Below are 24,421 nucleotides of genomic sequence, written 5' to 3' on the forward strand. Positions count from 1 at the left end.
GTTTGACGTAAGGTTTTTCTGACTAGGGAGAAACGGTCGACCTCAGGCCATGTTTCCTACAGACATGACCGCGACTTTTTCCCCGTGCAAAAAAAAACCGCCCTTACGGGCGGCTAAAAGTGCTTCGACCCTAAATCAGAAGCCAAGGCTGAAGCTGATGGTCATCGCGTGGTCGTTGCTGTCGTTGGACAGTTGGCCGGAGTAGCCGACGCCCAGTTTGTCTGGCAAGGAAGAAAGGTAATGATGCCCTTCTCTCCAGCAAGTTCCTAGACTGCCGCATCCACAACTTCGGTAACAAAGTCAAAAAGAAAGTCCAAGCCAATATCTCCAAAATCCAGATTCCATTTTGGCGCAGAATCAAGAACCCAACTACAAACAATAGGATAATTTGAATCAAGACCATACTCAGCAATCAACTTGTTCGCACCCGAAAGTTCGATTTTCTGATTTTCATCCACCTTCGCAACTGTGCCCGTCGCAACCACTGCGTACAACAGATTTTTATAATGCCGACCCTCCCCTCCCCCCTCAATCAGCTTTCGATCTATTAGACCTAAAGAAGAAAAGTTCGAGTACACCATCTTTCTTATTGCCTGATAATAACGCCTTGCCCCGTTTGGATCACCGGCACCCGACCTGATTCCAAGATCAATTCTCCCTTTAAAGTACGAAAGCACCAATCTTGCCAAATCATCCGGAGTGTAATTATCAATATCCACATTCACCGTGCACATTCGATAGTTGTCCATACCGAGAAAGTTAAACACTCTGAATGGCTGAATTCTCGGTTGGCGCGGTAAAGCTGATGGTCCTTGAGCACGAAAGCGTTGTTGAACAGCACCACTTACAAATAACCCATCAATGTAATACCAAGAAGTCGTTACATCAGCTCGGCATTCACACCAACCATCAAAACGACCCTCACCATAATATTTTTTATCCATGTCTCCTGTATCAAGTGGATCAAATATATTCTCAGCAGCTATATGCATTTTTCGATCTTCCCGCCAATCTGGGTCGGGCTTACTCTCCGAAACCATCACCCGTATTACTTGATTGATCCATAGACCATGAGCTGCCTCTACAGCATACAAGTTCGCCCAAGTTTTCATAAACACCTCTCTACCAGTTATAAAATCCAGACCGCACACAGGTAGAGAATGAACCTCACATAAAAAATGTCACCTGTCAGAAATGACAGTACTTTAGAAGTATTTGAAGTAAAAAGACCGATCAACACCATAAAAAAATATAGTCATTGTCATCTCTGACAAAAGAGCAATAAAAACTTTAGATAAAACTGTAAAACACATTATAAAATCCGTGTTCTGTATGGATAGGATACAACGCACCCTACCCTGTATTTTCAAGGCGATGACCTGGTTCGCACTATGAATCTGCTCTAAACATCCACGTCACCATAGCTTGAACTCTTATATGAAAAGCACAGATCAAAAGATCGTCCGATCTTTTGATCTTAAAAAAAAACCGCCCTCGCGGGCGGCTAAAAGTGCTTCGACCCTAAATCAGAAGCCAAGGCTGAAGCTGATGGTCATCGCGTGGTCGTTGCTGTCGTTCGACAGTTGGCCGGAGTAGCCGACGCCGAGTTTGCCGGTCGGGCTGATCTGGAAGTCGACACCCGCTTCGACGATGGCGCTGTCCTTGGCGATCGGCACGCCCTGGGTGCTAAACGAGGCGCCGCCGTCGATGAAGGTCAGGTCGGCATCGGGCTTGGTGTCACCGAAGGCATGGCGCCAGCCGATGGCCGCGCGAGGGGTGAATTGCCCGCCGTTGGCCAGGGTGATGACTTTGCCGGCGCGCACGCCGAGGGTCGAGAAAGTGATGTCTTGATCGGCATCCGCTTCCAGGCGCCCTACTCCGCCCTTTTCCTTGGCTTTGTCGGTGTCGTAGTTGACGTAGGCGAGCCCTGCGAACGGCTCGAGGGCAATGCCGCCAGCGTCGATGGCGTAACCGACTTCACCGAACACTTGGGCGATGCGCGCGTCGTAGTTGGCTTTCAAGCGATCGTTGTAACTGCCGACGCTGACGTTGCGTTTGGTCTCGATGTCGTGCCAGCTGTAAGCCGCGCCGAGGCGCACCGCCAAGGCATCGAACTGCGAGTTGAGGTACGCCGCCAGGTGGTAGCTTTCGACGGTGGCATCCGAGCGACGATCATGCGCATCGAGATCGCTGCGGGTGTAACCGGCGGCCATGCCCACGCGCCACTGGTCATCGAGTTGCTTGTCGGTGCCGAGCATGAAGCCGCTGAGGTTACGGTCGAGTTTCGCCGCGTTGCTGTCGCCATCCGACTCGCCCCAGGCACCGAGTGCCCGCGCCCAGCCGACCATTTCACCGTGGCAACCGTTACTGCTCAGTTGGTTGTCACTTGGCGCCAGGGCACGGCGTGGATCATCCGCCTCGCTGCACGACGGTTGGCGCATGCGATCGTTGACCGCGTCACGCACGTAGCGCGAATCCTCGAGGATGGCACTGGCGGTGCTGGCGTGGATCTCACCCGACAGACTGTCGAAGGCATTACGCGCACCGGCGACACTGAGGTTGACGATCTCGTTCTGCAACGCCGCACCTGCCGGGCCGTTGTTCGACAGCGCGGTGGCGGTGCGGAACTGGTTATCGGTGGCGGCGACATCGGCGAACGAATTGCCATTGCGGCTGACCACCAGGTTCACCGCGCTGGCGTCATATACCAGTGCGCTGTTGAGGAACGCGTATTGCGGCAGGTCCGCAGCGCTGAAGGTGCCGATAACACCACCGCCCGCGGTGATCAGCGAATACGTGGTGTTGCCGGTGAACGGTGCCAGGGAATTCACTTGCAGCCCGCCACCCAGCGTTGCCGTGCCGCCGACGGCCAGTGGCGTTGCGGTTGGCGAACTGACCGTCAGCGCCAGCACACCGTCGGAGGCGTTGGTCAGGTTACCGGCGACGCTCAGGGTTCCGGCTTCGGCCCCCGAAGCGACAACCCCATGGTTGACCACGGAGCCGACGCTGCCGTTGCCGCTCAGACCCGCGCCGTTGGCCACGGTGACTTGCGCGCCCAACGAAGCTCGCGCGGCGCGGCTGCCGACTTGCAGCACACCTTGATCGACCGACACGGTACCGCTGAACGGGTTATCTCCGGTCAACAGCAAGGTACCGGCGCCACGTTTGGCCATCGCCCCGAGACCGCTGAGGACCCCGTTGAACTGACCATTGGCGTTCTGCTGGAACACCAGCGTGGCGTTGTCGAGGATGTTGCCTTGCAGGCTGGTGGTGTTACCGATCAGCGTACCGCCGCTGACGGTGGTGCCACCGCTGTAGGTGTTGGCACCGCTCAATACCAGCGTGCCGGAATCAAGCTTCTCGATACCGCCCGTGCCTACCAGCGGCACGGAAATTTCCGCACTCCCACCGGCATTGACCCGCACCGGTGCAAGGCTGCCGTCGGCGCCATTGACCGGCGTCAACGTGCCGCCAGCCCCCGGAACCAGGCTGTAGCCGCCGGAGAGGAATTGCAGACCGGTGAAGTTCTGATTGCCCTGCACGGTAACGGTACCCGCCTGACCGCCGAACACGGCGAACTGACCATTTGACGCCAAGGCTTGAGTACCGCTCGGATCGGTCCAGTTGGTGCCTGGGCCCCATACACCACTGCCACCACCGATGCTGCCGTCCGGATTGGTAGTGCCACCGTTCCAGAACTGCACCTCACCCGGCGTGCCTTGCACCAGCAGGTTGATCTGATTGGCAATCGCGGTTTGCAGCGTCAGATTGGCCGCCGACACCGGCAGGCTGCCATACGCCAGACCGTTGTCGGTCAGGTTGCCGCCGTAGCTGAACAGTTGATAGACGCCGGTGCCGAAACCGCCGGCATTGCTGATGTTCAACGTACCGTCGAGGGTCAGGTTACCGGCGACATTGACCACGGTGGTCGAACTGGCCGCCGAGCCGAGACTGAAGTCCAGATTGGTCCCCGAGGACAGTGCCAGCGAACCGACCGACAACGGCGTCGCGGTGCCGCCACCGGCCAGCGTCGCACCGTCGGCCAGTTGCACAGCGCCACCGAGCTGACCGCCACCGCCGATGCTCGCGCCGCTGGCAACGTTGACGTTGGCGCTGTTGAGCACACCGTTGACGATCAGGTTGCCGGCCTGCACCGAGGTGTTGCCGGTGAAGGTGTTGTTGCCAGTCAGCAGCAACTCACCCGTACCGGTTTTGTTCAGCGTACCGGCGCCGGTGAGATTGCCGGTGTAACTGCCATCGGCGTTTTGCTCGAAGGTCAGCGTCGCGTTGTTGACGATCGCACCTTGCAGGCTGCTGGTGTCACCGCGCGTCGTGCCGCCGTTCAGCGTGGTGCCGCCGCTGTAGATGTTGGCGCCACTGAGGACGAGATCGCCGGCACCGTTTTTCACCAGACTGCCGGAGCCGGTCACAGCACCGATCAGCGTGGTGTTCTGATTGCCGGCGAGGGTCAGTTGCGCGCCAAGGTTGACGGCGTTGGCCAGTTGCAGCGCCGAGCTGCTGTCGAGGGTGCCATTGCCGGTGACGTTGAGCGCGCCGCTGCTGATCGCACTGTTGTTGCCGAGGACCAGCGTACCGCCGGCGAGTTGAGTGCCGCCGCTGTACGTGTTGCTGCCGTTGAGGGTCAGGCTCGATGCACCGGCCTTGATCAGGCTGCCACTGCCGCTGACTACACCGCCGAGGGTCAAGGCATTGGAGCCGGCAACGGTCAAGCCACCGTTGACGACCACGTCGTTGCCCAGCGTAACGGCGCTGTTGCTGTCCAGCGCGGTGCCGTCAGCTGCGGTCAACACACCGGTGCCGAGCGCCGCGTTGTTGCCGACCACAATCTTGCCGCCGTTGAGTGCGGTGCCGCCGGTGTAGCCGTTGGCCGCGTTGAGCACCAGCGTACCGGTGTCGTATTTGCCCAGCGTTCCGCTGCCATTGAGCGCCACACCGAGGGTTGCCGTGGCGTTCGGGTCAACCCGCACCGTGGCATTGCCCAGCGAACCGTTGACCAGATTCAGCGAGCCCGCCGTGCCGTTCACCAGGTTGTAGCCGTCAGTGACGAACTGCATGCCAGTGAGGGTTTGTGCGCCGTTGACGGTGACCGTGCCGGCCGCGCCCTGGAACACCGCGAAATTATTGGTCCAGGCCTGGTTGGTGGTGCCGTTGACGTCGGTCCAGTTGGTGGTGCCGGTGCCCCAGGTGCCGCTGCCGCCTTCGACCGAACCGTTGGCCACCAGTTGGTTGCCGTCCCAGAACTGCACGGTGACGCCCGGTGCGGTGACCAGCAGGTTGATCTGATTGGCCAGTGCGGTTTGCAGGGTCAGATCGCCCGGGCTGACGCTGCCTGGCAGTGTGCCGAAGAGCATGCCGTTGTCGGTCAGGCCGCCGGTGTAGTCGATCAGACGATAGACGCCGCTGCCGAAACCACCGATATCACTGACGTTGAGAGTGCCGTCGAGGGTCAGGTTGCCGCCAACGCTGACCAACGCATTGCCGCCACCGGACACCGGTGTACCGAGGCCGACGTCGAAGCTGGAGTTGCCGTTGAACACCAGCGAACTCACGCTCAGCGTACTGCCGGTGACGCCCGCCAGATGACCGCCATCGGCCACCGTCACGGCACCGGTCAGGGTGCCGCTGCCGCCGAGGGTGCCACCGTTGTTGACCAGCACATTGCCGCTGGCCAGCGAACCGTTGACCTGCAGCGTACCGGCATTGACGTTGGTATCACCGGTCATGTCGCTGATGCCGCTGAGGGTCAGGGTGCCGGTGCCGATTTTGCTCAGGCTGCCGTCGCCGCTGAGAATGCCAGCGAAGGTGCTGCTGACGTTGTTGCCGCCGAGGCTCAGCGTATTGCCGGTGCCGATCAGCGCAGTGCCGCTGCCTGTCAGGCTGGCAAGGCTGCCCGATGCACCGAGATTCAACGCCGCGCCGCTCGCGAGATTGACCGTGGCGTTGTTGCCCAGCGCCGCGCCACTCAGCGTGGTCAGGCTGCCGGACGCCACATCGAAGGTGCCGCTGAAGGTGTTGTTGCCGCTCAGTGTCACGTCGGCCAGACCGTTTTTGCTCAACGTGCCGGCGCCGGCAATCACACCGCCAAGGGTCAGGTTGTTGTTACCGGCCAGAGCCAGATTGGCGTTGACGTTGAGGTTGTTGGCCAGCACCAGTGGCGCGGAGTTGTCGAGGGTCGAAGCGCCGGCCACCGTCAGCGCGCCGCTGCCCAGAGACGCGCCCGTACCAAGGGTCAGCGTGCCGGCATTCAGCGTGGTACCGCCGGAGTAAGTATTGATGCCATTGAGGGTCAGGTTCGACGCGCCGTTTTTAATCAAGCCGCCCGCGCCGCTGACGACGCCCGCGAGGGTCAGGTTGTTGCTGCCGGTGTTGCTCAGATTGGCGTTGAGCACGACGTTGTTGCCCAGGCTCAGCGCGCTGTTGCTGTCCAGCGCCGAGGCGCCGGCTACGGTGAGGTTGCCCAGGCCCAGCGCCGAGTTGCTGCCAGCGGTCAGCGTGCCCGCGTTCAGGGTGGTGCCGCCGAGGAAGTTGTTATTGCCGCTGAGGGTCAGGTTGGCGGCGCCGTTTTTGCTCAGGCTGCCGGCGCCGTTGACCGTGCCGGCAAGGGTCAGATCCGCCGTGCCACCGATGCCGAGATTGCCGGCCAGGTTGACCGCATTGTTTACCGAAACCGCCGTGCTCGCATCCAGTGTGGTGCCGCCCGCCGCGTTCAACGTGCCGGAGCCCAGCGCCGCATTCGACGCCAGAATCAGTCCGCCGGCATTCAAGGCTACCGGGCCAAGGAAGGCGTTGTTGCCGCCGAGGGTCAGGTTCGCCGTGCCGGTTTTGATCAGGCCACCGGTGCCGCCAATCACGCCGTTGAGAATCAGTGCATTGCTGCCGACCACGGTGAGGTTACCGTTGAGCGTCGCCGCGTTGGCCAGTGTCACCGCCGCGTTACTGTCCAGTTGCGTACCGGCATTCGCCGTCAACGTACCGGTGCCGAGTGCGGTGTTGCTGCCGACGATGATCTTGCCGCCGTCCAGTTGCGTGCCGCCGGTATAGGTGTTGGCACCACCGAGCACCAGAGTGCCGGCGTCGAGTTTATTAAGGATGCCGCTGCCATCGATATTGGCATTAATCGTCGCGGTCACGCCCGGATCGACGCGCAACGAAGTGGTGCCGCCGGTGCCGTTAACCGCTGTGAGTTGCCCCGCTGCACCGTTGACCACGTTGTAGCCGTCGGTGAGGAACTGCATGCCAGTGAACGCCTGCGTGCCGTTCACCGTCACCGTGCCGGCGGTGCCCTGGAACACCGCGAAGTCGCCGGCCCACGGTTGGTTGACCAAACCGTTGGCATCGGTCCAGTTGGTGCCGACCGCATTCCACGTGCCGCTGCCGCCATCGACCACACCGTTGGCGATGGTCTGGCTGCCGTCCCAGTAACGGATGTTGCTGTTCGGCGCGGAGACTTGAATGTTGATCTGATTGGCCACGCCGGTTTGCACCAGCAGATCGCCGAGCCCGTAGCCGACCGGCACGCTGGCCACGTCCAGACCGAGATTGGTCAGGGCGCCGGTGTAGTTGAACAGGCGATACACGCCGACGCCAAACCCGCCGGCATCAGTAACGTTGAGATTGCCGTCGAGGGTGAGGTTGCCGCCGACATTCATCAGCGACGCGGTCGACGGTGTGCCCAATGCCACATCAACGTTGCTGCCAGCGCCGAGAGTCAGAGCACCCGCCGACAAGGTGTTGCCCGACGACAACGCTAGGTGCCCACCGTTGTTGATGTTGACCGCGCCGAGCGCCGAGCCGGTACCGGTCAGCGTGCCACCGGTATTGACGTTGACCTGTGCACTGGCCAGCGAACCGCTGAGATCGACGGTACCGCCATCGATCGCGGTATTGCCTGTAATGCCGTTGATGCCAGTGAGGTTCAAAGTGCCGGTGCCGACTTTGACCAGGCCGCCGCTGCCGCTGAGATCGCCGTCAAACGTACTGGTGACGTTGCCGCCGCCGACGGTCAGGGAATTGCTGCCGGTCAGTTGCACACTGCCGCTGCCGGTCAGCGCGCCGAGGCTGGCGTCGCTGCCCAGATTCAGCCCGGCGCCGGCGCTGATGTTGACCCCGGAAGTGCTGCCCAGCGCATTGGTGTTGAGTGTGGTGACGCTGCCGGACACGATATTCAGCGCACCGGTGAAGGTGTTGTTGCCGGCCAGAGTCAGGTCCGACAAACCGTTTTTGGTCAGGCTGCCGGCACCGTCAATGATGCCGTTCAAGCTCAAATCGTTGTTGCCGGCAACGGTCAGTCCGGCATTCAGCGTAATCGCGTTGCCGATGCCGAACGAAGCGCTGTTATCCAGCGTTGCCGCGCCACCGACGACCAATGCGCCGCTGCCCAGGCCGTTGGCATTGCCCAGGGTCAGCGTGCCGGCGTTGAGCGTGGTGCCGCCGCTGAAGGTGTTGTTGCCGTTAAGCGTCAGGTTGGCAGCGCCATCCTTGATCAACTGGCCTGTGCCGCTGGTGACGCCGCCGAGGGTGAGGTTCTGCGTGCCGCCAACGCTCAGCGCCGCATTCAGGGCGACGGCGTTGTTGAGGCTGACCAACGGCGAATTACTGTCCAGCGTTGCGGCGCCAGCGACGGTCAGCGCCCCGGAACCCAGTGCCGAGCTGTTGCCGACGGTCAGGGTGCCGGCGTTCAGCGTGGTGCCACCGATGTAGTTGTTGGCCGCGTTGAGAATCAGATTGGCCGCGCCGTCTTTCACCAGACTGCCGGCGCCGCTGACCAGACCGGTCAGGGTCATATTCGCCGTGCCGCCGATGTTCAAGGCACCGGCGAGTGCCACGGCATTGTTCAGGCTGACGGCGGTGTTGGCGTCCAGCGTGGTGTTGGCGGCCGCGTTCAACGTACCGGAACCCAGCGCGGTGTTGCTGCCGACAATCAGTTTGCCGGTGTTCAACGCGGTGTTGCCAAAATAAGTGTTAGCGCCATTGAGGGTCAGGTCGGCAGCGCCGTTCTTGGTCAGCCCACCGATACCGGCGACCACGCCGCCGAGGGTCAGCGCATTGGTGCCGCCCAAGGTCAGGGTGCCGCCGAGGTTGACGTTATTGGCCAGCGTTGCCGCAGTGCTGGCATCGAGGGTGGTACCGTTCGAGGCGTTGAGTGTGCCGGTGCCGAGGGCGGTGCTGGAACCGACAATCAGCGAACCGGCATTCAGCGCCGTGGTGCCGGTGTAGGTGTTATTGCCGTTGAGGGTCAGGCTCGATGCGCCGGTCTTGATCAAACCGTTGCCGCCACTGATCACCCCGCCAAGGGTCAATGCGTTGGCGCCGCCGGCGGTGAGGTTGGCGTTGAGAATCACATTGTTGTTCAGGGTCACGGCCGAACTGCTGTTGAGCGTGCCCGCACCTTCCACCGACAACGCGCCGGTGCCCAGTGCTGCGCCGTTGCCGACCGTCAGGCTGCCGGCATTCAGCGTGGTGCCGCCGCTGTAGGTGTTGACGCCGCTGAGTGTGAGATTGGCTGCGCCGTTTTTTACCAGTTGGCTGGCGCCGCTGATCACCCCGCCGAGGGTCAGCGCGTTGCTGCCGCCAATGCCCAGGCTGTTGTTGAGAATGACCGCGTTGTTCAGCGTCACCGCCGCATTGCTGTCGAGGGTGGCCACGCCGCCGACGGTGATATTGCCGCTGCCGAGCGCCGCGTTGGCACCCGCCGTGATCGTGCCCGCGTTCAACGCGACCGCACCGAGGAAGGTGTTGGCGCCATTGAGAATCAGGTTGGCCGCGCCGTTTTTGGTCAGCCCGCCGCTGCCGCTGACGATGCCGCCGAGGGTCAGGTTGGCGCTGCCGCCGACGTTGAGGTTACCGCCGAGCGACACCGCGTTGGTCAGTGCCACTGCCGTGCTGGCGTCGAGGGTGGTGCCCGCCGCCGTGGTCAGTGCACCGGTGCCCAGCGCGGTGTTGGAACCGACAATCAGCGTGCCGGCATTCAGCGCGGTGCCGCCGGAGAAGGTGTTGTTGCCGCTGAGACTGAGGTTCGCAGTGCCGTTCTTGATCAGATTGCCGGCGCCACTGACGACGCCACTCAGGCCCAATGCCTGCGTCCCACCAACGGTCAGTCCTCCTGCCAGCGCGACGGCGTTGGCGAGGGTCACCGCCGTGGTTGCATCCAGCGTGGTGCCTGCTGCCGCATTCAGCGCGCCAGTACCCAGCGCGGTGTTGCTGCCGACCAACAGGCTGCCGGCATTGAGCAGCGTGTTGCCACTGTTGGTGTTGTTGCCGGTCAACGTCAGGCTGGCACTGCCGGATTTGGTAATCCCGCCGGTTCCGGACAACACACCACCAAGGGTCAGCGCATTGCTGCCGAGCACGTTGAGCGCGCCGGTCATGCCAATGTTATTGGCCAGCGTGACGTTGGCGGTGCTGTCCAGACTGGTACCGGCGGCCGTGTTCAGCGCGCCGCTGCCGAGCGAGTTGTTATTGGTCACCAGCAGGCTGCCGGCGCTCAAAGTGGTGGTGCCGGTGAACCCGGTGTTGGCGCCGCTGACGGTCAGGCTGCCAGTACCGGTTTTGGTCAGGCCGCTGCTGCCGCTGATCAAACCGCCGAGGGTCAGTGCGCCAGTGCCGCCGGCCGTCAAGGTGCCGCCGAGGCTGATGGCGTTGGCCAGGCTGATCGTGCCCGGTGCGCTCAATGTTGTAGCGCCGGTGACGTTGAGGCTGCCGGTGCTGAAGGCCTGATTGTTGCTGACCTGCACCGTGCCGCCATTGAGCGTGGTGTTGCCCAGGTAGGTGTTGGCGGCGCTAAGGCTCAATTGCCCGGAACCGACTTTGGTCAGACCGCCACTACCGGAAATCACCCCGCTCAGGGTGGTCGCGTTGGTGCCTTGCACCGTCACGCCACCAGCGCCGAGGGAAATCAGATTGCTGATGTTCAACCCGGCATTGCTGGCTTGCAGAGTCCCGCCGTTGGAAGTGAGCACACCGCTGCCGAACGTGGCGTTGTTGTTGAACTGGGCGACACCGCCGTTGAGCGTGGTCGCGCCGCTGACCAATGGCCCCTGCAAGGTCCAGGTGCCGCTGTTGAGGGTCAGGTTGTTGAAGTTGATGTAGGTGGCGCTGGATGCGGTGCCGACACCGGTAGTGCCGCCGCCGACGCCAGCCGGGTTTTGCAGGATCAGGCTGTTGGTGCCGCCCGCCCCGCCATCCACCGTACCGGTCGGGGCGAAGGTCAGGTTGATGCCGATCAATCCGCCTAGACCGACGCTGATCTGTACACCGTCACCGACGTTGACGCTGGAGCCGGTCACCGCAGTGAAGGTGTTGGTGCTCGCCGCGCCCATCGAGACGCCGCCGGTAATCGCACCGGCGTTGGTGAAGGTGTTGCCCGCCGCCGACGTCTCGAACGCGATCCGGCCGTTGATCACACCGGTGCTGCTGTTGGTCATGTTGACCTGCGAGCCACCGTAGACGCCGATCACCGGGGTATCCGCCAACGTGATTCCGCCGATCGAGAGTCCGGTCGAGGTGATGGTGCCGTTGTTGGTGATGCTGGTGGTGCCGGTTGCCGCGTTGTTAACCGAAAGGGCCAGGCCGTCGATGCTGGTCAGATTGAGCCCGAGCAGCATGCCCGTACCACGGATGATCCCGCTGGCGTTGTTGAGCACACTGACCGTGCTGGTTGCGCCAGTGCCGATGAATGCACCGCCGCTCAATACCGAGACCAGACCGAGCAGCGCCGGGTCGATAGTGCCAGAGTTGTTCAGGGAGATGTTCACCCCGGTCAGGTCCATCACATGGCCGCCGAGGGTCGCGTTCATCTGCGCGCCGCTGTTGACGTTGACCGTCAGGCCACTGGTGGCACTGGAGAAATTGTTGAGAAACAGCGGCAGGCTCGGAACGCCGGTACAGGTCACCGTTGAACCCGCCGTGGAGCATGTGGCCAGCGCAGGTGCGCTGACGCCGCCGAACAACAGCCCGGCAACGCTCAAGTGCACAGCAAGGGAAAGAGGGGAAAAGCGCGAAACGAGGGCGACACCAAACCTTGCTTCCACGGGCTACTCCTTGTCGTGGCCAATTTCTTCCTTGAAGGCGTGCAAAGCCTGCTTATTCCACACGCGAATCAAGACTGCGACGGTCATCACAAAACCGTTGATTGGGGACAAAGCTAGTAGACGCCCGGCAATGGGGCACGGATTAAATGGTGTTAATACTTTAATACTAGAGTGGTCTGGAATCAGCGTTTCAGCCCGCAAGCGCTGGTCTGAGGGCGATACAACACCTGTGGGAGCGAGCCTGCTCGCGAAAGCGGTGGGTCAGCTGAGAACTACTTTTCTGATACTCAGCCTTCGCGAGCAGGCTCGCTCCCACAGGGGACTAGGGGTGTACAAACCGTACCTGACTGCCCCATCAACAAATAAGCTGAAACCTTCGAAATTTCAGCGTATTGAGAAAATTGGTACGCCTTGTGCAAACGTTTGCGTAACGTCAATACCAACGTTTTCGTAACAAAACCGTACAAGCCCACGGAACACGGGCCTCGATCCGCAAAAAAGGACTTTGAATGCACGCCGCCTCGCCTTTTCGCGCACCGTTTGCGCGCACGCTTGCTGTTTCCCTGCTACTGACCGGCGTTACCGGACTTCTCAGCCACAGCGCACACGCGCAACCAGCAAGCAAAGAAGAATCCGCCCAGGGTGAAGCGCTCAGCCCCGAAGCCAGCCCGCCGAAAAAAGGCGCCTACCTGTCGGACTGGTACAACCAGGACCTGATGCTGATCGGCAGCAAAGACATCAGCTTCGGCCCGCAACCGGCCGACGATATCTACCTGGAATACGAGTACTTCGGCCGTAAAGGCCCGTTCGAACTGTACGGCTACGTCGACATCCCGAAGATCTTCAATATCGGCAACAGCCACGACAAAGGCGTGTGGGATCACGGCTCGCCGGTGTTCATGGAGCACGAACCGCGCATCTCCATCGACTACCTCGCCGGCCGTAGCCTGGCCATCGGTCCGTTCAAGGAATGGTATGTAGCGTTCGACTGGATCTACGACCACGGCAGCCGTAAAGAGAACCGCGCCAACACCCTTTACAGCGGTTTCGGCACCGACATTGACACCCATTCGCGGGTCAATCTGTCGGCCAACCTCTACGGTCGCTATCAGTGGGAAAACTACGGCGCCAGCAACGAATATTCCTGGGATGGCTACCGCGCGCAGCTCAAGTACATCGTGCCGATCGATAAATTCAGCAACGGCGCCTCGCTGACTTACATCGGTTTTACCAACTTCGATTTCGGCTCGGACATTCACAAAGACAACCCGGCGCGCACGGCCAACGCGACGGTGGCGACCAACGTCCTGCTCTACTCGTTCACCCACTTGCGCTTCACCCTGGTGGGTCGTTATTTCCACAACGGCGGCAACTGGGAAGACGGCAGCGAGCTGAATTTTGGCGACGGCAATTTCCGTGCGCGTTCCAACGGCTGGGGTTACTACGCCGGCGTCGGTTATCAGTTCTGAATCAAGGAGTTTTCCATGCAAGCAATGATGCGTTTGACCCTGGCCGGTGCGGCCCTGCTCTCCTCCACCGCGTGGGCTGCCGAGGCACCGATCCAACCGAAAGTCGTGCTGATCACCATGTTCGCCCCCGAGGCGCAACACTGGATCGATCGCCTGGAGCTGAAGCAGGAAATCCGCGTGCCGGGCCTGTCCGCCGAGTACCCGAGCATCCGCTGCAACGCGCAGCAGGTGTGCCTGCTGACCACAGGCATGGGCCAGACCAACGCCGCCGCTTCGACCCTGGCGTTGGCGCTGTCGCCAAAATTCGACCTGCGCAAAAGCTACTTCCTGATCGCCGGCATTGCCGGGATCAGCCCGAAACACGGAACCATCGGCACCGCCGCATGGGCGCATTATCTGGTGGAATTCGGCACGCAATGGGAGATCGATTCGCGCGATGCGCCGTCGACCTGGCCGACCGGCTATCTGGGCATCAACACCAAGGGTCCGAACGAAAAACCGCCGCTGGATTACAAGACTGAAGTCTTCGAGCTCAACCCGAAACTGCAGGCCAAGGCCTTCGCCCTGAGCCACAAGGTCGAGCTGAGCGAAAGCAAGGAATCGGCAGCATGGCGCCTGAAATATCCGTCGGCACCGGCCAATCAACCACCGGTGGTGACGCGCTGCGACACGTTGGCCGGCAACACTTGGTTCTCCGGCACGCGCCTGAGCGAACGGGCTGAGGTCTGGACCAGGTTGCTCACCGACAACAAGGGCGAATACTGCACGACGCAGCAGGAAGACAACTCGACCTATGAGGCCTTGCTGCGTGCCAGTCGCGAAGGTCTGGTCGACGTGCAACGTCTGGCCGTGGTGCGTGCCGGGTCCGACTTTGATCGCCCGGAACCAGGCGGCAGTGAAGTGGACAACCTGCTCAAGTACGCCGATCAGGGCGGCTTCGTGCCGGCGCTGGAGAACCTCTATCGCGCAGGTAATCCCCTGGTGCAGGACATCCTGAAGAACTGGTCGGCATGGGAAAACGGCGTCCCTGCCTCTTAAGATCAACGCGAATCCCTGTGGGAGCTGGCTTGCCAGCGATGGCGTCAGCTCAAACAACTCCTCGTCGCCTGTTCCACCGCTTTCGCTGGCAAGCCAGCTCCCACAGGTTTTAGGGTGTTAAGGCGATTTAGGCTGTGTCAGGGGATAAGGATGACCTTGTCGCCGCGGCCCTGATTCACATCGGCGTAGCGCGCGAGCCCCTCGGCCAGCGGCGCCTCGACCAACCCTTGCGGCAACGGCAACAACCCTTCATCGAAGAACCGCCCGAACTGCTCGAGCATCGCCGCGCAAGCTTCAACGCCATACAACAACGAATTGATCCCGACCACCGACCCGCCCTTGCGATACAAGGCCAGCGCCGGCAATTGCACATGACCGTCCACCGGCGCGGCAATGATCGCGATCCGTCCGAACGTGGCCAATGCCGCCACCGACGCCGGCAACCAGAAACCGGTGGTGTCGAAGATCACATCGGCACCGCCGCGATACACCGCGCTGACCTGCGCGCCGAGGTCCTCGGGCTTATCCAGTTGAATCGTCTGATAGCCCTGCATCTGCAACTCCGCCACCTGCTCCGGGCGCCGCGCCGCTGCCAGCAACTGCGCGCCACGCACTTTTGCCAGCGCCAAAGCCGCCGTGGCCACCGCACCGCCACCGATCACCAGCAAACGTGTTTCAGCCGTTACCAGACTGCGTTCCAAAGCATCCCACGCCGTGGTGTACGGCACGCCGAGGCTGGCGGCCTGGGTGAAACTCAGGTGCGAAGGTTTGTGTGCGACACCATTGGCCGGCAGTTTGACGAACCCGGCGTGGGAGCCATCGGCAAAAAAGCCCAGCTCTCGGCCAGTGCCCCAGACTTCCTGACCGATCAACGCCTGCGGCCCTTCGACGACCACGCCGGCGAAATCCCGACCGGGAATTCGTGGCAGCGTGGTGTAGGGAAAACGCCCGAGGACGTTCTTTACGTCGCTGGGATTCAGGCCGGCAGCCTTGATCTGCACCAGCACTTCGTCAGCGCCGGGTATCGGGGTCGGCACCTCCACATAACGCAGGGAAGACAGGTCGCCGGTTTTATCGAATTGCAGTGCTTTCATGGGGAGATCCACCGAAGGAAAAGAGGAAATTCAGGACAACCAGCCCGCGACCAATTGCCGGCCCATCGGCCACAACTGTTCACCGGCCAGCATGCCGAGCAAGCCGACCAGCGCGATAGCCGGTGGCGCGGGAGAACGGAAGTCCAGCGCGCCGTAGAGCAGGCCGACGCCGAGACCGATGGCCAGCGAAATCAGGTAGTTCATGGGGAGGAACTCCGCCCGTGGAAAGGAATGGGCAAAGTTTAGGGAACCGGCGGGGATGGCATCGGCCAAGGACTTCTGAATTTCGGACAAGTATCGGATGCACACCACAAAACCCTGTGGGAGCTGGCTTGCCAGCGATGAGGCCTGTACATCCGACATCCTCATCGGCTGACACACCGCTATCGCTGGCAAGCCAGCTCCCACAAGGTTCTGTGTAGGTTCAGGATATAGCGTCGTTACAGAGTGAATTGTGAAGGAGCGACACCCAATTCACGGCGGAACATGTCGCTGAAGCTACTGGGTGAATAGCCGAGCTCACGGGCAATAACACTCACCGCCACGCCCTGAATCAACTCCGCCACCGCCGTCGCCAGTTGCACCTGCCGCCGCCACTCGGCGAAGCCCATGCCGAGGCTGTCCTTGAACAACCGCGCCAGGGTGCGCACGCTGGCCCCGGCATTTTCCGCATGCTGTTCAAAAGGAATCTCCAGCGACGGCGCCGCCATCACCGCCTGACACAGATTCATCAAGCGCCGGTCGGAGTCGTCCGGCATCGGGATTTTCAGCTGCGAACGCCGTGCGCGTTTCAGCTCCAGCAAGGCCAACCCGACCAGTGCCTCGTAATACGCCGGATCACCGCTGTCGCCCTGCTCCACCAGCCCGACAATCAACTCGCGCAGTAAACCGCCGACCTCGATCACCTGCACCGTCTGATCCAGCGTCGCCGCCAGCGCCGGGCGCAGGTAGATATTGCGCATCTGCAGATCCGACACCACCCGAATCCCGTGCGGCACACCCGGCGGCAACCACACCGCCCGCTGCGGCGGCACCACCAGCGCTTCGTGCGGCGTCTCGACCCACATCACCCCGCTCATCGCATACAGCAACTGTCCCCAGACATGCTCGTGCGGCTCGATAAACAAGCCACGCGGATAGGTCCGCGCCAGCGGTTGCACGGGCACATCGGTATCACTCAGATCAGGGGGTGCGGCAAGGGCCATGGCGAGCATTCATTGGGGTTGGCGAAAACCCCATGGTAACCAGTGCACCACGGCGTCGCCAACGATAGATACCGTCGGACAATCCGAGTGAATTTTCCCGCAGCGCCGCGATCCCTCTATTACCACAGGGAGGAATACGGGCTTTATGAACAACGCAAAACTCTATGTCATCGATTACACCCTTCACGGCACGCCCAAGTCCTTCATTATCCGCTCGGACAAGATGGACAATGCCGAGGCTTGGCACTGGGCGAGCTGCGACGCCGGGGTCGGCCGCATCCCGCGTTTTGGCCGTGAGAAGGTGCAGAAGACCAGCAAACCGATGGCGGAAAAATTCGGCGTGGAAAACGTCGTGTGGCGACCGACCAGCTAAGCTCTGCCTGGCGATCGGCATCATTCGGGGGAATGCACCATGAGCAACATCATCAGCCCGGCGCATCTGGATTACGGCCTTGATACGCTGTTCGGGCGGATCACCAAAAGTGTGGACTGCCGCGTTGGGCTGGAGGCGGTCGAAGATGATCCGTTTCGCTTTGCACTGCGAGTGCCGGCACCACTGCCGGAGGATCTTGATCAGGCGAAAACCGTGGTAGTCAGGGTTGAAGGCCGACGGCTGCAAGGCACGGTGCGGCATACCGAGCGGCTGGATGATGAGAGCCTGAAACTGGAAGTGGAGCCTGATTAGGCTCCACTTTTTTATGGGTGCTGTTATTTCGAATCCCCGCAGTGACAACCTTTGCTGGAACACGCTTTGTCATCCTTGTGATGGTGGGCGCAGGCTTCGCAGCAATAGTGTTTGCCGTGGACGGCGTAAGCATGTTCGCCTTCCTTGATTGTGCATTTGCAGTTGGGACAATCGCATTTTCTATCGGGCATGGGACAGACTCCTTGGGTGGGGGTTGTCTGGGGCTTGAAGGGCAAGCCGTGATTACCAGTGTAGAAGCTGCCGCAGGCTGCGATCTTTTGATTTTGTTTGGGATTGGGGTTGGGATTGGGGGCATATCCGTTGCTGCGGGTGCTGCTTCTGGCGGTTTCGCTCTTACAGCGAGTCACCTTTTCCAAACGCCGAAAAGGTAACCCAAAAGGCTTTGCCCCGGCGTACGGCACTTCGCTGAGGCTCAGTGTTCCCTCGCTACGGTGTCCATCCGGGGGCGCCTACGGTTTGCTTCGCTGCACCTCCTCTCGATGAATGCGGCTGCGCCGCACGGCGCTACGCGCCTCCCCCCGGATGAACACCTCCGCTCGGCCTGCCGATGGGGCAAAAGATCAAAAGCCAAAGCCAAAGCCAAAGCAAGATCACAAGCCAGATCAAGAGCCCCTCACCCTAGCCCTCTCCCAGAGGGAGAGGGGACTGATCGAGGTGTCTGGGAGAGCTACGCCGACTTGGGATACCGAGTCGAACTCAGATTTTGAAAAGCCCAAAAATCGGCTCCCTCTCCTCGGGGAGAGGGCTGGGGTGAGGGGAAGCACCACCACAAATCCAAAGCCGACCACGCCCCGCTCTTCACCACTCAACAGGATGAGCGTTAGCTCGGCTGCGGCTTTTGATCTGTAAGGCGACGTCGGAAGGCTGAGTGGAGGGATTGATCCGGGGGTGGGAGCGCAGCGACCGTTTGGCGAAGCCAAACACAGCGAGAGGAGGTGCAGCGAAGCAAACCGTAGGCGCTGCGCCCGGATCGATCCCGGAGCGAAGGAACCCCGAGCCCCAGCGAGCGGGCCGCACGTAGGAGCAAGCGTTTTTTTGCTTACTTTTTTTTGGCGCTTGTAAAAAAAGTGAGTCGCCGTAAGGGCGAAACCCTAAGCAGCCGTTACCGCAGCAACGGATATGTACTCAACTCAAATCAAATCAAATCAAATCAACCAACCCGACGCGAACTGCTCCGATACATAAACACCAAAGCCAACCCCAAACACCCCATCGCCAAAATCCGGCTAGAAGAAAGCTCAATCGCCGGATTCCCCAACCAGCCAAAATTATCAATCAACATCCCCATCCCCAACTGCCCGACAATCACCGCCACCGTCGCCACAGCTGTCCCCACCACCGGCACCGCCCCGACCATCACCATCATGTACACCACACCAAACAGCGCCCCGGTCAACTGCCACTTCGGCACATCCAAAAGACTCAGCGCATGCGCTGGCTCAAAAAACAAAATCAACAACCCGGTCGATACCGCGCCCACAACAAACGTCAGCAAACTACTGCGCAACACCCCGACGCTCTCGCCCAGACGCCCATTGATCGCCGCCTGCACACTCAACACCGCACCGGCCAACACCACCACCGCCAACAAGATAACCAGACTCATCACTCACCCCCGCGCAATCAAAACAAGTGCCGCCACAATCAACCCCAACGCCAGCCACCGCTCGGCATTGACCTTCTTGCGCGTCGCCCCGAACCAGCCGAAATGGTCAATCAGCACACTCTTGCCGACCTGCCCGGACAGAATCGCGATCATGGTCATGGCAATGCCGATATGCGGCGTCGCCAACGTCAGCACCACCACATACATCGGCCCCAGAAACCCACCGATCAACTGCCAACGCGGCAGATCAGTCAGCGCCGGCCCCTTCTGTGGCCCAGCGAACAACAACAGCAAAAACAGAATCGCCGAACCCACACCGAAGATGCTCAACGTCGCCCACAAATGCCCGACCTGCACGCCCAACGGCCCAAGCAACCCCGCCTCCACCGACAACCCCATACCCGCCAGAATCACCAGCGGCAGCAACAACAAGCGCAATCCGGATTTCGTCGCCGGCGCGCTGAGACTCACCTCATCCAACGTCTGCATAAACAACATTCCACTCAAGTAAACGATGGCGCAGATTATCGGCTGGCGAAGCTTTGCGATAAATGGGAGCATCCTGACAACACTTTTGCGCAATACGCATAGCAGGAAACATCATGCACGGGCTCAACGAACTCGGATTCAAGGCACTCAGGCTGTTTGTGGCCGTGCTCGACCACGGCAGTTTTTCCGAAGTCGCCCGCCGCGAAGGCGTGGCGCCCTCCTCGATCTCGCGGCAGATCCAGTTGATGGAACAGGCGCTGAACCAGCAATTGCTCTACCGCCACACCCGCGCCGTCACGCCGACCGAAGCCGGGCGCATGCTCGGTCACCATGCGCGGCTGGTACTGGTGCAATTGGAAGAAGCCGAACAGGCGCTGCAGGAACAGCAAAGCGAACCCACGGGGCTGGTGCGCATCAACGCGCCGGTGGTGTTCGGTCAGCGCCATCTGACGCCATGGCTGGGCAAGCTGTGCGCGCGCTATCCGAAGCTGCAACTGGATATCCAGCAGACTGACCATTACGTCGACCCGTTGCAGGAAGGCGCCGACCTGTTGTTCCGCATCGGCCCGATGCACGATTCGAGTATGCAGGCACGGATCCTGGCGCCGCACCGCTTTCAGGTCGCGGCCAGCCCGGCGTATCTCAAACGCCACGGCACACCGCAACATCCTGACGATCTGGCGCAGCACCAATGCCTGGCCTACAAAGGCGCGACCGGCCAGCAGCGCTGGTTTTTCCGTCATGATGGCGAGGACTGGACGCCCTATTCGGTCAAAGGCCCGATCACTGGCAACCACGCTGACACCCTCACCCAAGCCGCTGAACAGGGTTTGGGGCTGGTGATGTTTCCGTCCTGGCTGATTGGCGAAGCGGTGCGCGACGGCACGCTGGTGCCGGTGCTGGGGGACTATCAGGTGTCGAACAGCCTGGAGCCGCAGCAGATTGCGGTTTTGTGGCCGGGGAGCCGGCGGTTGTCGGTGAAGGTGCGGACGGTGATTGATTTCTTTGTCGAATGCTTTGGTGAAGTGCCCTACTGGGATCGACCTTGAGTCTTTGAAGATCAAAAGCCCCTCACCCTAGCCCTCTCCCAGAGGGAGAGGGGACTGATTGGGGGGATGCTGTGGAACTCCGCCGACCTGAAACAGCTTTACCGAATCCATAATCGACTGAATCTTTCAGGTCGACGGATGACACAAGACACCTCGGTCAGTCCCCTATCCCTCTGGGAGAGGGAACTGATTGGGGGATGCTGTGGAACTCCGCCGACCTGAAACAGCTTTACCGAATCCATAATCGACCCAATCTTTCAGGTCGGTGCATACCGCAAGACACCTCCGTCAGTCCCCTCTCCCTCTGGGAGAGGGTTAGGGTGAGGGGCTTCTCAAGCTGTCAAATACGGAACTGTCCGACCAGTTTGCCAAGCCGCTGCCCAAGCTCCGCCAAACTACGCGAAGTCTGCGCCCCCAACTGCGTCTCATCAGCCACGCTGTCCACCGCCACCGCAATCTGATGCACGCTGCGATTGATCTCTTCCGCCACCGCCGTTTGCTCTTCCGCCGCACTGGCAATCTGCGCGTTCATCGAGTTGATCGTCGCAATCAACTCCGCCATCGCATCCAGCGAAGCCCCGGCCTGATTGGCCTGTTGTGAAGTGCCGTCACCCGCCTCGCTGGAGCGACGCATCGCCTCGACCGCCGACTGCGTACCCGCCTGCAAGCGATCGATCATCCCCTGAATTTCCTGAGTGCTGATCTGCGTGCGACTGGCCAATGCCCGCACCTCATCCGCCACCACGGCAAACCCGCGTCCAGCCTCACCAGCCCGCGCCGCTTCAATCGCGGCGTTCAGCGCTAGCAGGTTGGTCTGCTCGGCAATCGAACGAATCACCCCGAGCACGCCGACAATCGACGTCACGTCCTGCTGCAAGCTATCGAGCGACACGCCGCTGCTGCGGATGTCATCGACCAAGGCATGAATCTGTTTGATGCTGCCGGCCACCACACGCTTGGCGCTCTGGCCTTCTTCATCGGTCTGCTGGGCGGCGACGGCGGCGTTCTGCGCGCTCTTCGCCACTTCCTGCGCGGCGGCAGACATCTCGTTGATCGCCGTGGCGACCTGATCGGTCTCATGGCGCTGACGCTCCATCGCCTGATCGGAACGCTGGGCTTGATCGGACACTTGCGTCACCAGCCCGGTCAGTTGCGTGGTCATTTCGGTGATCTGCCGCACCAGGCCATGGATCTTGTCGACGAAGCGGTTGAACGAGCCGGCCAGTTCGCCGAGTTCGTCCTGGCTGGTGATGTTCAGTCGGCGGGTCAGATCGCCCTCACCCGCCGCGATGTCGTCGAGGTTGGCTTTCATCAGGGTCAACGGCCGCAAAATGGTATTGGCCAGCAGCATCCCCGCTGCCGCAATCACCAACAACACCACCACCGCCACGCCGACGATGCTCAGCACCACGCCTTGCACACGTTCCTGCACCTGCGCTTCGACCAGCGCCACTTGCGCTTCGATGCCGTCGAGGTTGACCGAAGTCCCCACAGCCATGTCCCACTTCGCCAGGTATTCGGTGTAACCGAGTTTCGGCACCAACACCTTGGCATTACCCGGCAGCGGCGAGCTGTATTGCAGATAGTGCGTGCCGTCCTTCGCCACTTTCACCAGCCCGAGATTGACGTAAACGCCATTCGGGTCGCGGTTGTCCTTGAAGCTTTTACCCACGCCTTCCGGGTCGTTGGCCTTGAACAGGCGCACGGTCTCGGAGTCGTAGCCGAAGAAGTAGCCGTCCTTGCCGTAGCGAATGCCCGAAAGCAACTTGATCGCCTGCGCCCGCGCCTCAACGTCACCGGGTGCGGCGGCGTCGTACAGCGGTTTGATCGTGGTCATGGCCACGGCGACGTAACTTTGCAGAGTGGCTTTGGCATCGCCGAGCAGGCGCTCGCGGGTCTGTTCGACCTCTTTGTGCGCCTGTTCCTGGAGGATGAACAGCGTGGTCAGGCTGATGACCAGCGCAAAGAGCAACACCGGGAGAACGGCGAGGGACAGGACTTTAGCCTTGAGGCTCAGGCGCATTGTGGGAGCTCACTCTTTTGGTTTTATTGGCGTGGTTAAAGGCTTTAACGGCACGCCATCACAAAAGTTGAGCAAAGGGATTATCCCATTCCCCTGTGGGAGCGAGCCTGCTCGCGAAGGCGTCGTGTCAGTCAACCATTAAGTCGCTGATACACCGCTTTCGCGAGCAGGCTCGCTCCCACAATCGGGATTTTGCAGATCAGAGAACCATCGCGGCCACCCAGCCGAACGCCAGCAGCGGAAGGTTGTAGTGCAGGAACGTCGGCACCACGGTGTCCCAGATGTGGTGATGCTGGCCGTCGATGTTCAGGCCCGAGGTCGGGCCCAGCGTCGAATCCGAAGCCGGCGAACCGGCATCGCCCAACGCACCAGCGGTGCCGACGATGCAGACAATAGCGATCGGGCTGAACCCGAGTTGCACGCACAGCGGCACGAAAATCGCCGCCAGAATCGGCACCGTGGAAAACGACGAACCGATGCCCATGGTCACCAGCAACCCGACCAGCAGCATCAACAGCGCACCGATGCCCTTGCTGTGGTTTATCCACGACGCCGAGGATTCAACCAGTGTCTGTACCTCGCCGGTGGCCTTCATCACCTCGGCAAAACCCGAGGCGGCGATCATGATGAAGCCGATCATCGCCATCATCTTCATGCCCTCGGTGAAGAGGTCATCGGTCTCGCGCCACTTGACGATGCCTGATGCCGAGAAGATCAGAAAACCGACCAGCGCCCCGATAATCATCGAGTCCAGCAGCAGTTGCACAATGAACGCGGCGGCAATCGCCACACCGGCAATCATCAGGCTCAGCGGGTTGTACTGCACCGCGACTTGCTCGACCTGCTCAATCTTCGCCAGGTCGTACACGCGTTTCTTGCGGTAGCTGATAAACGCCATCGCCAGACCAAAGACCATGCCCAGCGCCGGAAGACCCATGGCATGGGTGACATTGATGCCGCTGATGTCGACCCCACTGCGCGCAACATTCGCCAACAAAATCTCGTTGAGGAAAATGTTACCGAAGCCCACCGGCAGAAACATGTACGGCGTGATCAGACCGAACGTCATGACACAGGCGATCAAGCGGCGGTCGAGTTGCAGCTTGGTCAGTACATAAAGAAGCGGCGGCACCAGCAGCGGAATGAACGCGATGTGGATCGGCAGGATATTCTGCGAGGCAATCGCCACCACCCACAACAGGCCGATCAGCAGCCATTTGACGCTGCCACCGCCGGTTGCGTGCTGACGGTCAACCATCGCCAGGGCCTTGTCGGCCAGCGCGTGGGCCAGGCCAGACTTGGCAATCGCCACGGCGAAAGCGCCGAGCAATGCGTAGGACAACGCCACCGTGGCGCCGCCGCCCAGGCCGCTGTTGAACGCCTTGAGCGTGGCGTCGATGCCCAGACCACCGGTCAGGCCGCCGACCAGCGCGCCGACGATCAGGGCGATCACCACGTGCACGCGGGACAGGCTGAGCACCAGCATGACGCCGACCGCCGCTATGACTGCATTCATTTCACTTCCTCGAAAAACACTGCGGTGGAAAACCGACCGCCAGACAGAATGAGTCCGCCAAAGCTTAACCGGCGGATTTGCAAAGAGGGTCTTATTAGAAGGGCGCGCACTGTGCCGCAGCGAACTCCCCTTGTCAAAGCCAACGCCGCCTCCAGTGATTGATCGTTCCCACGCTC

At 60.9% G+C, this 24,421-nt stretch carries 15 protein-coding genes and 1 pseudogene; 5 read left to right on the forward strand and 11 right to left on the reverse strand.

Features of this window, described 5'->3' with window-relative positions:
• Window positions 1-266: 266 nt before the first annotated feature.
• Window positions 267-1,112, reverse strand: coding sequence for a hypothetical protein (locus tag RMV17_RS19405; protein ID WP_311881776.1), 846 nt, complete (start codon window positions 1,110-1,112; stop codon window positions 267-269).
• A 414-nt stretch (window positions 1,113-1,526) separates the two neighbouring features.
• Window positions 1,527-12,050, reverse strand: coding sequence for an autotransporter-associated beta strand repeat-containing protein (locus RMV17_RS19410; RefSeq protein WP_311881778.1), 10,524 nt, complete (start codon window positions 12,048-12,050; stop codon window positions 1,527-1,529).
• Window positions 12,051-12,559: 509 nt separating this feature from the next.
• Between RMV17_RS19410 and RMV17_RS19415 the strand changes: the two genes are divergently transcribed.
• Window positions 12,560-13,519 carry a nucleoside-specific channel-forming protein Tsx gene (locus RMV17_RS19415; RefSeq protein ID WP_311881780.1) on the forward strand — a complete coding sequence of 320 codons (960 nt, stop codon included), beginning with the start codon at window positions 12,560-12,562 and terminating at the stop codon, window positions 13,517-13,519.
• Between the two features lie 15 nt (window positions 13,520-13,534).
• Complete coding sequence (locus tag RMV17_RS19420) at window positions 13,535-14,557, forward strand: purine nucleoside permease (protein WP_311881782.1); 1,023 nt, start codon at window positions 13,535-13,537, stop codon at window positions 14,555-14,557.
• Between the two features lie 137 nt (window positions 14,558-14,694).
• Here RMV17_RS19420 and RMV17_RS19425 read toward each other — a convergent pair whose 3' ends face one another.
• The 3 genes from RMV17_RS19425 to RMV17_RS19435 all read right to left on the reverse strand — a co-directional run bounded on the left by RMV17_RS19425 (window position 14,695) and on the right by RMV17_RS19435 (window position 16,865).
• A complete protein-coding gene (locus RMV17_RS19425) occupies window positions 14,695-15,651 on the reverse strand; it encodes a zinc-binding alcohol dehydrogenase family protein (protein ID WP_311881784.1) in 957 nt (318 codons plus the stop codon).
• A 30-nt stretch (window positions 15,652-15,681) separates the two neighbouring features.
• Window positions 15,682-15,855 (reverse strand): DUF1427 family protein, encoded by a 174-nt coding sequence (locus RMV17_RS19430; protein WP_007969534.1) that lies wholly within the window; start codon window positions 15,853-15,855, stop codon window positions 15,682-15,684.
• Window positions 15,856-16,091: 236 nt separating this feature from the next.
• A complete protein-coding gene (locus RMV17_RS19435) occupies window positions 16,092-16,865 on the reverse strand; it encodes an AraC family transcriptional regulator (protein WP_034154603.1) in 774 nt (257 codons plus the stop codon).
• Between the two features lie 136 nt (window positions 16,866-17,001).
• Between RMV17_RS19435 and RMV17_RS19440 the strand changes: the two genes are divergently transcribed.
• Window positions 17,002-17,229: a DUF6555 family protein gene (locus tag RMV17_RS19440; protein WP_034154602.1), complete on the forward strand. Its 228-nt coding sequence runs from the start codon at window positions 17,002-17,004 to the stop codon at window positions 17,227-17,229.
• Window positions 17,230-17,268: 39 nt separating this feature from the next.
• Window positions 17,269-17,541, forward strand: a complete 273-nt coding sequence (locus RMV17_RS19445; RefSeq protein ID WP_108225697.1) for a hypothetical protein — start codon at window positions 17,269-17,271, stop codon at window positions 17,539-17,541.
• Between the two features lie 23 nt (window positions 17,542-17,564).
• On the opposite strand, the gene RMV17_RS19450 is transcribed toward RMV17_RS19445, so the two are convergent.
• From RMV17_RS19450 to RMV17_RS19460, 3 genes are all read right to left on the reverse strand, one after another.
• A complete protein-coding gene (locus tag RMV17_RS19450; protein ID WP_150751181.1) occupies window positions 17,565-17,732 on the reverse strand; it encodes a metallothionein in 168 nt (55 codons plus the stop codon).
• Between the two features lie 980 nt (window positions 17,733-18,712).
• The gene (locus tag RMV17_RS19455; RefSeq protein ID WP_311881792.1) at window positions 18,713-19,168 is read right to left on the reverse strand and encodes a DMT family transporter; all 456 of its coding nucleotides are present in this window, start codon (window positions 19,166-19,168) and stop codon (window positions 18,713-18,715) included.
• Between the two features lie 3 nt (window positions 19,169-19,171).
• Window positions 19,172-19,657, reverse strand: a complete 486-nt coding sequence (locus RMV17_RS19460) for a DMT family transporter (RefSeq protein WP_311881794.1) — start codon at window positions 19,655-19,657, stop codon at window positions 19,172-19,174.
• Between the two features lie 113 nt (window positions 19,658-19,770).
• Here RMV17_RS19460 and RMV17_RS19465 point away from each other — a divergent pair, with 113 nt between their 5' ends.
• Window positions 19,771-20,706, forward strand: a complete 936-nt coding sequence (locus RMV17_RS19465; protein WP_311881796.1) for a LysR family transcriptional regulator — start codon at window positions 19,771-19,773, stop codon at window positions 20,704-20,706.
• Between the two features lie 340 nt (window positions 20,707-21,046).
• Here the strand turns inward: RMV17_RS19465 and RMV17_RS30150 are convergent, their stop codons facing one another.
• The 3 genes and pseudogenes from RMV17_RS30150 to RMV17_RS19475 all read right to left on the reverse strand — a co-directional run bounded on the left by RMV17_RS30150 (window position 21,047) and on the right by RMV17_RS19475 (window position 24,245).
• Window positions 21,047-21,868: a methyl-accepting chemotaxis protein gene (locus RMV17_RS30150; RefSeq protein ID WP_409077500.1), complete on the reverse strand. Its 822-nt coding sequence runs from the start codon at window positions 21,866-21,868 to the stop codon at window positions 21,047-21,049.
• A gap of 84 nt (window positions 21,869-21,952) precedes the next feature.
• A pseudogene (locus tag RMV17_RS30155) lies at window positions 21,953-22,729 on the reverse strand (cache domain-containing protein); the annotation flags it as partial.
• Window positions 22,730-22,928: 199 nt separating this feature from the next.
• Window positions 22,929-24,245, reverse strand: coding sequence for a Na+/H+ antiporter NhaC family protein (locus tag RMV17_RS19475; protein WP_311881799.1), 1,317 nt, complete (start codon window positions 24,243-24,245; stop codon window positions 22,929-22,931).
• Window positions 24,246-24,421 lie beyond the last annotated feature (176 nt).

The organism is Pseudomonas sp. VD-NE ins, from assembly GCF_031882575.1.
Taxonomy (GTDB): domain Bacteria; phylum Pseudomonadota; class Gammaproteobacteria; order Pseudomonadales; family Pseudomonadaceae; genus Aquipseudomonas; species Aquipseudomonas fluorescens_BZ.